Consider the following 13,087-nt stretch of genomic DNA (forward strand, 5'->3'; position numbering starts at 1 on the left):
CGCTGACGGAACCGCCCTCGACTCCTTCACCCCTTTGCGGCGTTCGCCGCACGGAAGCGGCACAACGCCGCGTGGAAAGTGAGCAATGGCTTCCGTACGCATCTTCGCGTCCCCATCCAGCTGGATCGAGTCCGACGCCGTCGATCAGTGCCACCAGGTGGCCGCCCTCGACGGCATGCTGCACGTGGCCGGTATGCCCGACCTGCACCCCGGCAAGGGTGCCCCGATCGGCGCGGCCATGCACTCGACGGTGCTCTACCCGTTCCTGGTCGGCTCCGACATCGGGTGCGGCATCGCCGTCTTCCCGATCTCGCTCAAACGGCCGGTTCCCGAGAAACTGGCCGCCCGCTTCCCCGACCTCGACCGCTGCCCCGACCCCGACGACCCGGCCTGGGATTTCGTCGGCCGCGACGTGCCGCTCGGCCACCTCGACGGCATCGGCACGGTCGGCCGGGGCAACCACTTCGTCGAGCTGGCCCGGGTCGACGGCACGAAAGACCTGGTGCTGATCGTGCACAGCGGCTCGCGCGGGCTCGGCGAGAGCATCCTGCGCGACCACACCTCGCAGCACGGTGCCGGACCGGCGGCTTCGCCCGCCGACTACCTGAAAGCCCACGACGAGGCGGTGCGCTGGGGGTCGCTCAACCGGCGGCTGATGGCCGCCCGAGTGGCGTACGCCCTGGGCACCGCCCCCGACGAGCCGATCGTCGACGAGTGCCACAACTCGGTGGAGTGGCGGGACGGCGGCTATCTGCACCGCAAGGGCGCCGCGAACGGCGACGGCCGTACGGTGCTGATCGCCGGCACCCGGGGCACCCGCTCCTACCTGGTCGCCGGGCATGCCGGCCCGGAGGCGGGCTGGTCGGTGGCGCACGGGGCCGGCCGCAAGATGTCCCGGTCCGACGCACTGCGCCGCGGTAAGGCCAAACACACGGTGGCGGAGCTGCGCCGCACCCCGCTGGGCTCGCTGGTGGTGTGCGACGACCGGCAGTTGCTGTTCGAGGAGGCACCGACCGCGTACAAGAAGATCGAGCAGGTGATCGGCGACCTGACCGCGCACGGCCTGGCCACCCCGATCGCCACCACGGTCCCGCTGGTGACGTACAAGACGGCACGCCGATGACCGTACATCTGCTCCTGTCGGCGGGCCGCGGCCCGCAGGAATGCGCCTGGGCCGTGGCCCGCCTCGTCCGTCGTCTGGAGGCTTCGGCGGCCGACCCGGAGGCCCGGCCGAAGGTCAGGCGGCCGAGATCCGCGGCGGCCGCCCTGACCGTCGACCGCCTCGAGTCGGTGCCCGGGGAGCGGCCGGGCACGTTCCGGTCGGTTCTGCTACGCATCGACGGGCCCGGTGACGCGGCGTTCGCCGCCGGCTGGACCGGCACGCTGTGCTGGCAGGCACCGAGCCCGTACCGCAAGGTGGGCCGCAAGAACTGGTACGTGATCGCCGAGCCGTGCGACCCGGAGGTCCCGGTGATGCGCTTCGCCGAGAACGACGTCGACTTCGTCGCGGTGCGGACCGGCGGGCCGGGCGGGCAACACCGCAACAAGGCGAGTACGGCGGTGCGGGCCACCCACCGCCCGACCGGCCTGTCCGTGGTCGCCGACACCGAGCGGTACCTGAGCCTGAACCGCCGCATCGCCGTCGACCTGCTCCGTTCGCGGATAGCGCAGGCCAACGAGAACGCCGCCCAGGCCGCCATCACCGCCCGCTGGCAGGTCCATGACGGCCTGGTCCGCGGCAACCCGGTCCGCACCGAGCGGGCGGCCCGGACCTGACCCTCACCGGCAGTTCTTGGCCCGGTTGATGCAGGTGGCGATGCGATTCATGGTCTGCGCGGAGTTGACGTTGATGAAGTCGTTGTGGTCGGAGAACGGATTGTGGTTCTCCTCCGGGAAGGAGTCGAGCGCGTACTGGCCGTTGAGCTGGACGTCGCGCGGGATCTGATAGGAGATGGTGATCCGGAGCTGCGGGATGGCGACGAAACCGGCCGGGCAGGCCCCGGTCGTCTTGTCGGCGAACGCGACGTGTCCGCGGTGGTTGGCGCTGTCGATGTTCTTGCCGTCCCAGCAGCCCGGGAAGTCCTGCACCCGCTGGACCGACCGGCCGGCCGGGCAGATCGGGTAACGGTCGGACAGCCGGTCGGTGAAACCGGCGCAGGTCCAGGTGGCGCGGGCGTTGGCCGGGCCACGGCTGGTGGGCTTGGCGTCGCCGGTCAGTTCCCGCAGGAACTTCGGCATGGGCACGACCTTGCTGACCGGGTTGCCGCGGTACTCGATGAGCACCGACTGCGGCCGTACGATGCCGCCGGTGTTGTTCGGCAGTTCCAGGTTGCGGCCCTGCGGCTCGGGCAGCGGGGCGGCCGTACCGCTCGGCGCGGCCGACGGCTGACCGGTGGCCTGGCCGCCGCCCGCGTCCTGGCCGAGGGTGCAGCCGGCGAGGCTGTCGAGTCCCTGCGGGCGGGTGCCGTTGCGGCCGATGGCGATGGCGATGCGGTCGAGCACCGCGGTGCGCTTGGCCTTCAGCGGGCCGAGAATGGCGTTGTCGATGAAGTTCGCGCCACCCTGACCACGGCTGGTGACCAGGCGCTGATTGGCCTCGGAGATCTGCCGGTCCAGCTCGGCGAGGCTGCGGTCGACCTCGGCGAGCGCCGTCCGGGGCACCCCGGGCAGTTTGTCGCGCACGCTGGGGCACCGCACCTGGGCGGTGGCGGAGCGGGTGGACGTCGTGCTCGCGCTGTGCTCGCTGTGCAGGCCGGCGTGGATGCCGTCGTAGCTGATGTCGCACTCGGTCAGCGAGACCAGGCCGGCCGGGCGCTTCCCACCGGCCGCCCGGATCGTGTCGCTGATCTGGGCGAGGATCGCCGCGCGGCGGGTGCGCAGCGACTGCAGAACCTCGTTGTTGAGCCGGGTGTCGATGCCGCGGGTGGCCAGGATCCGCCGGTCGGCGCTGCGGTCGAGCCGGTCCAGGTCACCCAGTTGCCGGTCGACCGCCGCCTTGGCGCCGACCGGAACGGCCGGCAGGCGGGTCCGCACGGACGGGCAGGCCACGGTACCGGACGTGCCGGCCAGCGCCTGCTGAACCTGGGCACCGCTGGGGCGCACCGACCGGTCGATCCGGACGACGGGCCAGAAGTACGACGACTTGTCGCCGTTGCGGCAGGTGGTCCCGGACGCGTCGAGGTCGGCGTCGGACGAGTTGGCGGTGATGGCCAGGTTGCCGACGAAGTCGTGCAGGTGTTCGGCGCCGTTCTTGATGCCGGGCTGGGCAACCGGATTGTCCGGGCTGAACTTGCCGTTGCCGTTGGTGCCGCAGTCCACCGTGAACCGCCCGGTCGACGCGTCCGGGCCGGTCCGGGGCCGCACCACATTGGGTTTCACCTGCTGGATCGGCACGAACTGGGCCAGGCTGGTGGCCGCGTCGGCCGTACCCTTGCCGCCGCTGGAGACGAACGTCGCGGTCAGCGCGCCGGTCGCGGCCAGCACCGCGACCGCCAGAGCCAGCCGTACCGGTCGTCGATATTGGGTTCTCACGTGTTTCCTCCTCGCCGTCGATGGCACCTCCCACTACGGCGGCGAGGACGGCGAGGATGGGGTCACGGCCGGTACGTCATCGACCGGTAAGAATTGGCGGTCAACAGGTCTGTGCCATGGCGGCGCGCAGATCCTGCCCGCCGGCCCGGACGGCGGTGACCGTCGTGCGCACGGCGGCCAGGTTCAGCGCGCTCGGGTCGTCGCGCGCGGTGCGCAGAGCGGCCTCGAGCTGATCCACCGCGGCCTTGAGCCGGTCGGCCTGCGGCGCGAACTGCGCCCGGGCGTCGGTGTAGAGCTGGGTCAGCTGCTCACGAAGCTGGGTGAGGTACGGCCTGAGCTGCGACAGTCCGTTCTCGGAGACGTTGACCTCGCGAATGTGGTCGACGGTGTTCTGCACGGCGGCAAAGCTGTCACAGACCGGAGGTGCCGCCGCCTCGTCGGAGTAGCACCCGCCGGCGCCCACGACCAGCACGAAGGCCAGCGTGATCGCGGTCCATCCCGGAATTCGTCCCATCCCGCCACCGTGCCGCCGCGCGATCCCGGCGACGTCATCCCCGGAGGATGAACGAAGCTCGGGTGTAAGAAGTCGGCCCCGCGGCGCACTTCCAGGTGACAGCACAACCTGACTAAGGACGGCTCATCAGTGGCAGACCCAGAGGCTGCAGAGGAGTTCACCGCGCTGTACGCCGACCATCACCGGCGCGTGTACGCGTACGCCGTCGCCCGTGCCGGGCGGCCGCTCGCCGACGAGGTGGTGGCGGAGACGTTTCTCGTCGCCTGGCGGAGTTTCGCGAAGATGCCGCGCGCCGCGCCACTTCCCTGGCTGCTCGGCGTCGCTCGCAACGTGATCCGGGAACGGCATCGCGCCGAGGAAAGGCACCGCACCGTGGCCGCCGAACTGCGGCAGTGGGCGAACGCGGCCGAGCCCGATGTCGCCGACGGCGTGGCCGAACGGGCGGCGGTGCTCACCGCGCTCGCCACCCTCTCCGAGCACGACCGCGAGACCCTGACGCTGATCGCCTGGGACGGCCTTTCGCCCCGCGCGGCGGCCCGCGTCGTGAACTGCTCCACCCCCGCCTTTCTGGTGCGCCTGCACCGGGCCCGCAACCGCCTCGCCCGGGCGGTCGCGGCCACCGATCAGCCGACCGTCATCAAGGAGCCCAGCCGATGAAGAATCACCCCGATGTCATGACGGCTCTCGCCGAGGCCCGCCCGGCCCAGCTGGATCCGTCCGGGACGCCGCCGTTGCCCGTACCGGTATGGGAAGGGACCGCCCCGGCCCGCCGTTTCCGGCCCGCGTTGCTGATCCCGGCCGGCGCCCTGGCGGCTGTGGTGGCGGCCGTGGTCGTGGCGGTCTCGGTCCCGGAGCCCGGCCCGGCGCCGGACACCGAGGTGGCCCGCCCGCTCACCGCCTCCCAGCTGCTGCTGACGGCGGCCGAGCACAGCACCACCGACGCGTTCGGTTCCGGGAAGTACGTGGTCACCCGGTCCGAGGAGGGCTCGACGATCACGGTCGGCGCCGGCACCGCGACCTACGAGATGACGGCCAAGACCTCGTACGAGACCTGGTTGTCCCGGTCCGGGAACGAGTCCAACCGGGTGATCTCCACCAAGTTGGGGATGACCCCGCTCACCCCGGCCGACGACGCCGCCTGGCGCGCCGCCGGCTCACCGCACGAGGTGCTGGTCGGCAAGCCGCTGCCGGACGGGAAGCTCGGGCCGGGCTACCCGGTGAGCATCGACGCCGGGGCGCCGGAGGCCAATTCGTCGGACAACCCCGAGGTGTACGCCTTCGGCAACACCAACGTCACCGTACGCGACCTCGAAAAACTGCCGGCGGACCCGGAGGCGCTGCGGGCCCGGCTGCTGAAGTCCTGGGACGGCGGCGGCGGTGACGTGCCCACCGACCGGCAGCAGTGGCTGCTGTCGGTGGCCTCCAGCCTGCTCACCGACATCCCGGTCAGCGGCCCGGTGCGGGCGGCGGCCTTCCGGCTGATCGCCACCCTGCCCGGGGTGCGCTCGCTCGGCGTCGTGGCCGATCAGCACGGACGCCGGGGTCAGGGCTTCGCCTTCACCACCGGGAACGCCACGTACGGCTCGATCGAACAGCGCTTCGTGATCGACACCGCCACCGGTCGCGCCCTCGGCCGGGAGACCCGGGTCGTCCAGGCGGCCGGCACGACCGCACGGCTCGACCCGGGGAGCGTCCTCGCCTACAGCGTGGTCCTGGATCAGAGGACCACCGACGAGGCGCCCCCGAAATAGCGGCTACCGGTAGCGGAAGACGATCCGGCCCCGGGTCAGGTCGTACGGGCTCAGCTCCACGAGCACCCGGTCGAACGGAAGAATCTTGATGTAGTTCTTCCGGATCTTTCCGCTGATGTGGGCCAGCACCGTGTGGCCGTTCTGGAGCTCCACCCGGAAGTTCGCGTTACGCATACATTCGAGGACGGTGCCCTCGAGCTCGATTCCCTTGGCTGTTCTCGGCATGTTCAGCGCACCACCAGTTCGAGATTGCTGCCGGTCCGCCGGGCATCGAAGCCCTCGAACAGCGCGGTGGCGGCGACATTGGATTCGGACACCTCGGCCGAAGCCGTGGTCTTGCCGACGCCGTGCAGGGCGCCGAGTGTGTGGGCCAGCAGCGCCCGGCCGATGCCGCGGCGCTGCTGGTCGGCCCGGACGGCGATCAGCCCGATCCGGGGCAGCCGGGTCACCATCGCGATCCGCAGCAGACCCACGTAGTGGCCGTCCACCGCGGCAACGGCGTATTTCGACAGGTCCAGCGCGGGCGGGACGAAGATCTCGGCCGGCAGGTCGGGCCACCGTTCGGCGCGGATCGCCCGGTCCAGGGCGAGCAGCGGGGCCTCCTCGGCCCGGCCGAACGCCTTGATCGTCACCCCGGGCGGCGGCAGCGCGGAGTCGCGTGCGGTGGGCACGGCGTACTCCCACTCCCGGCGCCGGACGGTGAAGCCGGCCCGCTGCCAGCGGGCCGTCAGGTCGAGGTCGGTCTCGTCGACCAGGGTGTGCAGCGGTCGGGGCAACTCGGCCAGCATGGCGTCGGCCAGCCGGTCGAAGGCCTCGTCGTGCCAGGCGTCGATGCTGACGAACATCCGCTCGTCGGGCCGCCGCGACACCTCGGCGCGGCCGACGACGAGGTCGTCCTCCAGCGCATGCCACCGGCCGGCCGCGACGCGCGAGATCAGCACGGCATGGCGGGATTCCACAGGATTCACAGTTTGGTGCCTTTCGGATCGCCTTATCGGGGCGCTCCCGGCAGCACCTAGGTCAGTGGCCGGCCCGTGACGGCAGGGGTAAGCGCCCGCTCCGTACAAACGTTCACGGGTCTCACCTCCTCGGTCGGGTGCCACGGCGTGTTGAAAGTTACCAGATCACCCCAGATAGAGCCACGCCAGGGCGGCCGCCAGGGCCAGCAGGGACAGCGCGGCCAGGATGATCAGCAGGATCAGCAGCCAGGTCCAGCTGCGCTTCCCGGGTTGCTGGTGGGCGATCATCGGCGGGGCCAGCCGGGTCGCCTGCGGGCGGGCCGCCTGCAACTCGATGCCGCAGCGTTCGCAGCGGATCCGGACCGGCTCGTTCGGGTAGCCGCAGTTGCGGCACGGTGCCTGGCCGCGCGGCGGGGCACCGTAGTCGCCGGCCGGGAACTGCCGGGTCGCGGTGCGGGGCACCTGCTGCGGAACGGCCCGGATACCGGTCTCGTCGACCCGCTCGTTCGGGCTGCGCGGGATCGCCTGGGCCTGGGCGTCGTCGGTGCCACCGCCCTTGCGCAGGAACATCAGCGGGTAACCGCAGTTCTGGCAGAGTTGGTCGCGGTCCGGCATCACCGGGTTGCCGCAGTCGGGGCAGGGCATCTGGCGGACCGAGCCGTACATCTCAGGCATTGTCGTCTCCACTGCCGGGTGGGCGGGCACGGCCGCGCGCGGGTTGCGGCTGGAAGCGGACGTCCAGCTGGATCTTGGCGCCGAGCGGCAACTCGCTCTGCAGGAACGCCATCACCTGTTTCTCGGTGAGGTGACCGGTGTGGTCCATCTGCACCACCACGACCGGGTCGGGCGGCGGCACCTTGTCGTTGCTGCCGAAGATGCCGCCCGCGTCGATCACGGTGACCCGGGCGCCGGTGGCCGCCTGCAGCAGCGCCTCCACGCCGTAGCGGGTGCCGCGCCAGCCGAGCAGCTTGCCGACCTCGCGCACCAGGGAGCGGCGGTACTCGGCCGGGTCGGTGGGCTCCAGCATGACGCCCAGCCAGGAACCCAGGTAGGCCAGCATGTCGGGGCTGGCCAGGCCGGTGTCCATCTGGAACTCGATGGCGTCGATGCGTTCCCGGACCGTGTCGTGGGTCTGTTCGAAAGCGGTCACGAAATCGCGCAGCACCGGGTCGGTGGCCATCACCCGGGGCAGCTGCTCGACGAGCCACCCGTCGTGGCTGGTCATTGTTGAACCACCACCCGGTGCTCGTACGACATGAACAGCGCCTCCGGCAGCAGTCGCAGCCGCTGTTCGACCTGGTCGAGGGTCCGTTTGCGGCGCAGGTCGGCGGAGAAGAAGTGCACCGCCTCAACCCCCTGAACCCCGAACGACCCATGGAGTACGCCGTAGACGTCGCCGAGGCGCAGGTCGGTGTCGAACGGCCAGCCCTGTCCACTGGGCCCGCCGGTCAACGGATTCAGGTACTCGTACAACGCGCGCTCCGCCCGTTCGCGCACGGTCTCCGTGCGGACGCCCGGGGCCGCCCGCACCTCCGCGACCACCTTGACCCCCTGGTAGCGCGGCGCGTCGATGCGCAGGCGCATCGTCAGCAGCCGGCGCGGCTCCAGATAGGCCTTGATCGTCTCCTCCAGCTCCTCGGAGATGGCCAGGTCATCCAGGGTCAAATTCTCCGGAGCAACATCGACCCGGGGTACGACGAGCAGCCGCGCCGGTTCCGACGGGTTGTCCGGTGGCAGGCAGCGGGCCCGCGCCACACTCGGCGCGGCGTCCAGGGTGAGCCGTTCGACATCCTCGGCGGTGACCGCCCGTCGGCCGCCGCGCAGCAGCATCGGGCCGCGCACCTTGGCGTTCTCCACCGTCTCGGCGTCCACCCCACCGGCCGACGGGTCGAGGTTGGTCACCCCGGCCACGAACGGGATCGACGTGTGCAGCACGGTGAGGCGGTCGCTGGGAACGTTGCCGCGCCTGCCGCCGCCGAACCGGTAGCCGGTCACGTAGATCTGCGCGTCGATCGGCGGGATCGCGCCGTGCTGCCACACCTTGCCCTCCCGGTCGAGCACCCGCGGCCCGAACCGGATCTCGCCGTTGGCCCCCGACCAGGTGAAGACCTGGTCGTCCTCCTCGGCGTCGGACAGGTCGGCGACCTCCATCCACTCCTGCTCCTCCGGCTCGCCGGTGCGCTCGTGGCGGGGCAGCACCACCCGTACGGTCTCGTCGTGGCGCCGCGGCAGCACCGGCACCCGGCGTACCTGAAAAACCTGGCCCGGACGGCCGTTGCTGGCACCGAGCAGCTCGGCCGGCGCCGGCTCGGCGTGATGCGCCGGCACGGCGCCGCCGAGCGCGACCGCCGACAGCTGCTCGAGGATCGGCGGGTTGGTGTAGTCGGGCTGCCCCTCGACCGGCCGCACCAGCCGGCAGCGCAGCCAGAACGCCCGCTTGGAACCGATCGCGAGGGCCTCGTGCCGCATCGGCAGCAACAGGGTGACCTCGCCGGTCGAGTTGAAGCCGGCGCTGGTGTCGTCCAGGATCCGCACGTTCTTCCAGGCCGTGCCGTCCCACGCCTCCCAGACCCGGGGCGGGCGGCGCGGGTCGACGCCGGCACCTTCCGGGCCGGTGGTGACGTCGAGGCGCAACAGGTTGCCGCCGGCCGACTCCTGCAGACCGAAGTAGACCGCCTCGTCGACCTGCAGCGTCGGGAACAGCTGCACCGTCGCGGCCTCGCGGCGCAACTCCTCCCAGTGGTCGGCGTAGCGGTCGCCGGTGTGGGTCAGGCAGGCGATCAGCTTGGGTGGGGTGACCAGCAGTTCCGAGTCGGTGAGGAAGACGATCGGCGCCTCGTCCTCCCGGCGCTCGGTGCTGACCTGGGTGCCGGCCGGCACGCGCACCACGTCATCGCGCGCGGCGGTGAGCCGGAACAGCAGGTCGGCGCGGGCCGGCACGGCCGAGAACAGCTCCACCCCGACGAGTTCGAGGAACTTCACGTAGAGCCGGTCGGGCACCTGGTTGAGCCGGTAGAGCGTCATCTCGGTCATCCACGCGAACAGCTCGATCAGCGCCACGCCGGGGTCGGAGACGTTGTGGTCGGTCCAGTCCGGGCAGAGCCGGTTGATCCGCCGTTTCGCCTCGTCGACGATGTCCTGGAACCGGCGATCGTCCAAATCAGGTGCGGGCAGGCTCATGGCGCCGGCTCCTCGGTCGGAATCGTATAAAACGGAAAAACCAGATTGCGTACGTCGTTGGTGGACCGAATGCGGTAGGCGACCGTGATGTGCACCGTCCCGCTGGCCTGCTCCCCGTCGGCGTCCACCGCCTGCAGTTCGATCCGCGGCTCCCAGCGTTCGAGGGCCTCCTTCACGGCCTGCTCGATCAGCCCCAGCGTGCCCGCGGTGAGCGGCGCGAACAGCTGCTCCCACATGGCGCAGCCGAACTCGGGCCGCATCACCCGCTCCCCCGGCACGGTGGACAGGATCATCCGGATCGCGGCGTCCACCTCCTCGGTGCCGGTGACCAGCCGCACGCTGCCGTTGCGGTTGATCGCGGCCGGGAACGCCCAGCCGTTGCCGATGAAGTCGTCGCCGGCCATCACGCCACCAGCACGTCGGGCGATCCGGCGCTGATCACGCTGGTCGGCGCGTCGACTGGGTCGTTGCAGGTGGCCACCTGGTCACCCATCCGGGCCAGCGGCTTGCCGTTGACCAGCACGGTCGGCGAGCCGATGATGACCCGGCCCTGGTTGGTGGGCGGCTTGCTGAACGGCGACGGCGGGATGTGCGGCGGCATGTTCTGCGCGATGCTGCCCTGGGTCGCGGCCGGCCGGCCGTTGATGAGCACGTCGGTGGAGAGGCTGAGCATCAGCTGCCCCGCGAACGGCAGCGGGGTGGGCGTGGGCACCGGGCCGCCCGGCGACGGGACCAGCAGGATGTGGATGTCGGTCCCGGTGACCGGGTCGTTCTGGCGTGCGGCCGGCTGCGGCATCGTCGGCCCCCTCAGTTCAGCTTGATCGGCTTGCCGGACGCGGTCAGCGGCCCGGACGCGGTGATCTCGACCTGGGCGCCGCTGAGCGTCAGCTTCGACGTCGCCTTGATCTCGATCTGGGTGGCGGAGATGACCAGCTTCTGGTCGCCGGTCAGCGACGACTCGGACTTCTCGAGTTTCAGCGCGCACGGGGTGCCGCCGAGCAGCAGATCGATCTCCAGCTTGTCGTCGTCGAACACCAGCCGGGAGTCCTTGCGGCTGACCAGCATCCGCTGCTTCACCACGCCGCCGCCGAGCGCGCCCGGATCGGGCGGGTTGTCCCGCCGGTTCCACAGGCCGCCGAGAATGACCGGCCGGGTGGTGTCGTCCAGTTCGAACCCGATCAGCACCTCGTCGTCGACCTCGGGGATCCACTGCAGGCCGCGTTCCTTGCCGCCGCCCGGGGTGGCGATCCGCGACCAGGCGCTCTCGTCGTCCTGCGACAGGGTCGGGAACTTCACCCGCACCCGGCCCAGCTTCTCCGGGTCGTCATTGTTGGTGACTATCCCGACGACCAATCCCGACCAGCCCTGTTTCTCCACCGCTTTACCGGTGGTCAGATCCGCGATGCCGGCCGGCTCCTTCCCACCGCAGACGAACCTGGTGAGATATGGGCGGTTTGCGCCATAAGTATGCTCGACCTGGGTGACCCGCCACGAGCCGGTCATCCGCGAACCGACGCCCTCGATCTGCACCTTCGCGCCCGCCCCGATCAGCGGGTCACCCATCGCCTCGCCGCGCAGCACCACCTCCTCGCCGGAGGCCCGCAGCAGCAGCGACCCGGCCAGCGCGTCCGCCTCGGCCTGGTCGGTGACCGGGAACTGGCCGGCGTTGCGCTTGGTCCGCCCGAACGCGCGCCGGGCCGCGTCCGACATCTCCTGCGCGGCCGGGGCGTCGGTGCCCAGCTCGGTGCGGTCGGACCGGCCGGTGATGGCTTCCTTGCCGAGGTGGTCCCAACCCCGGATCTCCACCTCGTCGGAGCGTTCGGCGGCGGAGAACCGGGTGGCGAACTTCGCGAGGTTCTTGCCGTACGTCAGCTTCGGCGGGGTGGCGGTCGAGCGGGGTGCCTTCTTGAAATAGAACTTCTTGTCGCTGACCCACACGTCGAAGCCGATCCGGGCGGCCCGCCGGCGCAGGAATGCGTAGTCGGTCTCGCCGGCCTGCAACACGTAGTCGTGCGCGGCACCGGTGGCGTCCACATCGGCGTCCAGGCCGTACTCGCCGGCGATGCGGGACGCGATGTCGGCGTCGGTGACCCGCTGGAAACTGCGCGACTTCGGCACCCGGGCCAGCCGGTGGGTCAGATCGAAACCGGTCAGCACCAGTTCGTGCCGCCCCGAGATGCCCGGCTCCACGCTGATCGCGGTGATCTCCCCCGAGGTGACCACGACCGGGTCGCCCTCGGCCCGGAACGCGATCTCCACCCGGGTGCCGATGGTGAACGTGCCCTTGTCGAACAGCTCGAAGTGCGGATCGTCGAAGTGGATCGCGAAGTAGTCGGGCAACTGCACCGACTCCTCCACGCGAACCAGCGCCAGCAGCGGATAGTTCTCCGGCGCCAGCGGCCTGCCGTCGATGGTGAGCTGGGCACCGTCGAGCCGGCGCTTCTGCTCAGCCACGGCGGCGCACCGGCAGCTCCGGGATGACCAGCAGGGTGCCGGCGGCCAGCGCGAGCGGGTCGACGATGCCGTTCGCCTCGGCGATCAGCCGCCACCGGGTGGAATCGGCGTAGTGCTTGGCGGCCAGCCGGTCCAGCGTCTCGCCGTGGTGCACCCGATGCACGGTCTGCAGAGACGGCGTGTGCGAGGTCGGGTTCTGCAAGGGTTTGACCTGCTCGTCCTCGTACTGTTTGAGGGCGAGATCGGCCTTGGCCCGCAACGGCATGCCGCTGGCCGCGAAGTAGGTGAACTTCAGCGTCAGCCGCTCGACCACGGCCTTGAACGACTGCAGCGGTCCCCAGTGGAACGTCACCCACGGCGGCCGGAAGTTGTTGCGGTTCTTGTCCGAGGCCGGCAGCTTCGCGTCCACGGCGACCAGCTTCATCAGCTTGTCGGTGTGCTCGGTGACTGATGTGCCGGTGTCGGTGGTGTCGAGCGTGATGCTCAGCGCGAGGGTGCCCGGCTGCCCCGACTGGAACCGCAGCAGCGGCGCGTTGGCACCCTTGTTGTCGGCCCCCTGCCACGAGGCCGACTTCGTGATCGTCAGCTCCGCCGGATTGAACAGGAACGGGATGACTTCCTTCAGTTCGGTCCGCAACTCGGCCTTGGCCGGCGCGCCGGCAACTCCCGCCATCAGAACTCACCCACCATCTAGAAGC

General features: G+C 70.8%; 15 protein-coding genes. 4 read left to right on the forward strand and 11 right to left on the reverse strand.

Features of this window, described 5'->3' with window-relative positions:
- Nucleotides 1–85: 85 nt before the first annotated feature.
- Nucleotides 86–1,123 (forward strand): RNA ligase RtcB family protein, encoded by a 1,038-nt coding sequence (locus Ato02nite_RS28455; RefSeq protein WP_213009716.1) that lies wholly within the window; start codon nucleotides 86–88, stop codon nucleotides 1,121–1,123.
- A complete protein-coding gene (gene prfH / locus Ato02nite_RS28460) occupies nucleotides 1,120–1,776 on the forward strand; it encodes a peptide chain release factor H (RefSeq protein WP_213009717.1) in 657 nt (218 codons plus the stop codon). Before Ato02nite_RS28455 ends, prfH begins: the two co-directional genes overlap by 4 nt.
- Before the next feature lie 3 nt (nucleotides 1,777–1,779).
- On the opposite strand, the gene Ato02nite_RS28465 is transcribed toward prfH, so the two are convergent.
- On the reverse strand, nucleotides 1,780–3,531 hold the full coding sequence (locus tag Ato02nite_RS28465; RefSeq protein WP_213009718.1) for a DUF1996 domain-containing protein: 1,752 nt from the start codon (nucleotides 3,529–3,531) through the stop codon (nucleotides 1,780–1,782).
- A 100-nt stretch (nucleotides 3,532–3,631) separates the two neighbouring features.
- A complete protein-coding gene (locus tag Ato02nite_RS28470) occupies nucleotides 3,632–4,045 on the reverse strand; it encodes a hypothetical protein (RefSeq protein ID WP_213009719.1) in 414 nt (137 codons plus the stop codon).
- 129 nt (nucleotides 4,046–4,174) lie between these two features.
- On the opposite strand from Ato02nite_RS28470, the gene Ato02nite_RS28475 reads away from it, so the two are divergent.
- Entirely contained in the window at nucleotides 4,175–4,702 is a 528-nt protein-coding gene (locus Ato02nite_RS28475; RefSeq protein ID WP_213009720.1) for an RNA polymerase sigma factor, read from the forward strand.
- Entirely contained in the window at nucleotides 4,699–5,796 is a 1,098-nt protein-coding gene (locus Ato02nite_RS28480) for a CU044_5270 family protein (protein WP_213009721.1), read from the forward strand. Before Ato02nite_RS28475 ends, Ato02nite_RS28480 begins: the two co-directional genes overlap by 4 nt.
- Before the next feature lie 3 nt (nucleotides 5,797–5,799).
- Here the strand turns inward: Ato02nite_RS28480 and infA are convergent, their stop codons facing one another.
- From infA to Ato02nite_RS28525, 9 genes are all read right to left on the reverse strand, one after another.
- Nucleotides 5,800–6,021 (reverse strand): translation initiation factor IF-1, encoded by a 222-nt coding sequence (gene infA / locus Ato02nite_RS28485; RefSeq protein WP_213009722.1) that lies wholly within the window; start codon nucleotides 6,019–6,021, stop codon nucleotides 5,800–5,802.
- Nucleotides 6,022–6,023: 2 nt separating this feature from the next.
- Nucleotides 6,024–6,755, reverse strand: a complete 732-nt coding sequence (locus tag Ato02nite_RS28490) for a GNAT family N-acetyltransferase (protein ID WP_213009723.1) — start codon at nucleotides 6,753–6,755, stop codon at nucleotides 6,024–6,026.
- A 165-nt stretch (nucleotides 6,756–6,920) separates the two neighbouring features.
- Nucleotides 6,921–7,430 (reverse strand): zinc-ribbon domain-containing protein, encoded by a 510-nt coding sequence (locus Ato02nite_RS28495; RefSeq protein ID WP_213009724.1) that lies wholly within the window; start codon nucleotides 7,428–7,430, stop codon nucleotides 6,921–6,923.
- Nucleotides 7,423–7,980: a phage tail protein gene (locus Ato02nite_RS28500; RefSeq protein WP_213009725.1), complete on the reverse strand. Its 558-nt coding sequence runs from the start codon at nucleotides 7,978–7,980 to the stop codon at nucleotides 7,423–7,425. Before Ato02nite_RS28500 ends, Ato02nite_RS28495 begins: the two co-directional genes overlap by 8 nt.
- The gene (locus tag Ato02nite_RS28505) at nucleotides 7,977–9,935 is read right to left on the reverse strand and encodes a putative baseplate assembly protein (protein WP_213009726.1); all 1,959 of its coding nucleotides are present in this window, start codon (nucleotides 9,933–9,935) and stop codon (nucleotides 7,977–7,979) included. The genes Ato02nite_RS28500 and Ato02nite_RS28505 overlap by 4 nt, the downstream gene beginning before the upstream one ends.
- Nucleotides 9,932–10,339 carry a GPW/gp25 family protein gene (locus Ato02nite_RS28510; RefSeq protein WP_213009727.1) on the reverse strand — a complete coding sequence of 136 codons (408 nt, stop codon included), beginning with the start codon at nucleotides 10,337–10,339 and terminating at the stop codon, nucleotides 9,932–9,934. The genes Ato02nite_RS28505 and Ato02nite_RS28510 overlap by 4 nt, the downstream gene beginning before the upstream one ends.
- Nucleotides 10,339–10,731 carry a PAAR domain-containing protein gene (locus Ato02nite_RS28515; protein ID WP_213009728.1) on the reverse strand — a complete coding sequence of 131 codons (393 nt, stop codon included), beginning with the start codon at nucleotides 10,729–10,731 and terminating at the stop codon, nucleotides 10,339–10,341. The genes Ato02nite_RS28510 and Ato02nite_RS28515 overlap by 1 nt, the downstream gene beginning before the upstream one ends.
- An 11-nt stretch (nucleotides 10,732–10,742) precedes the next feature.
- Complete coding sequence (locus Ato02nite_RS28520; protein WP_213009729.1) at nucleotides 10,743–12,389, reverse strand: VgrG-related protein; 1,647 nt, start codon at nucleotides 12,387–12,389, stop codon at nucleotides 10,743–10,745.
- Nucleotides 12,382–13,062 (reverse strand): CIS tube protein, encoded by a 681-nt coding sequence (locus Ato02nite_RS28525; RefSeq protein WP_213009730.1) that lies wholly within the window; start codon nucleotides 13,060–13,062, stop codon nucleotides 12,382–12,384. The genes Ato02nite_RS28520 and Ato02nite_RS28525 overlap by 8 nt, the downstream gene beginning before the upstream one ends.
- Nucleotides 13,063–13,087: the final 25 nt, after the last annotated feature.

The sequence above is a fragment of the Paractinoplanes toevensis genome, from assembly GCF_018332695.1.
In the GTDB taxonomy this organism is placed as follows: Bacteria; Actinomycetota; Actinomycetes; order Mycobacteriales; family Micromonosporaceae; genus Actinoplanes; species Actinoplanes toevensis.

Bases quoted from the DNA above. Each gene is read 5' to 3' on its own strand.
- Ato02nite_RS28455 (WP_213009716.1), top strand. From the start codon at position 86: ATGGCTTCCGTACGCATCTTCGCGTCCCCATCCAGCTGGATCGAGTCC.
- prfH (WP_213009717.1), top strand. From the start codon at position 1,120: ATGACCGTACATCTGCTCCTGTCGGCGGGCCGCGGCCCGCAGGAATGC.
- Ato02nite_RS28470 (WP_213009719.1), bottom strand. From the start codon at position 4,045: ATGGGACGAATTCCGGGATGGACCGCGATCACGCTGGCCTTCGTGCTG.
- Ato02nite_RS28480 (WP_213009721.1), top strand. From the start codon at position 4,699: ATGAAGAATCACCCCGATGTCATGACGGCTCTCGCCGAGGCCCGCCCG.
- infA (WP_213009722.1), bottom strand. From the start codon at position 6,021: ATGCCGAGAACAGCCAAGGGAATCGAGCTCGAGGGCACCGTCCTCGAA.
- Ato02nite_RS28495 (WP_213009724.1), bottom strand. From the start codon at position 7,430: ATGCCTGAGATGTACGGCTCGGTCCGCCAGATGCCCTGCCCCGACTGC.
- Ato02nite_RS28500 (WP_213009725.1), bottom strand. From the start codon at position 7,980: ATGACCAGCCACGACGGGTGGCTCGTCGAGCAGCTGCCCCGGGTGATG.
- Ato02nite_RS28505 (WP_213009726.1), bottom strand. From the start codon at position 9,935: ATGAGCCTGCCCGCACCTGATTTGGACGATCGCCGGTTCCAGGACATC.
- Ato02nite_RS28510 (WP_213009727.1), bottom strand. From the start codon at position 10,339: ATGGCCGGCGACGACTTCATCGGCAACGGCTGGGCGTTCCCGGCCGCG.
- Ato02nite_RS28515 (WP_213009728.1), bottom strand. From the start codon at position 10,731: ATGCCGCAGCCGGCCGCACGCCAGAACGACCCGGTCACCGGGACCGAC.
- Ato02nite_RS28525 (WP_213009730.1), bottom strand. From the start codon at position 13,062: ATGGCGGGAGTTGCCGGCGCGCCGGCCAAGGCCGAGTTGCGGACCGAA.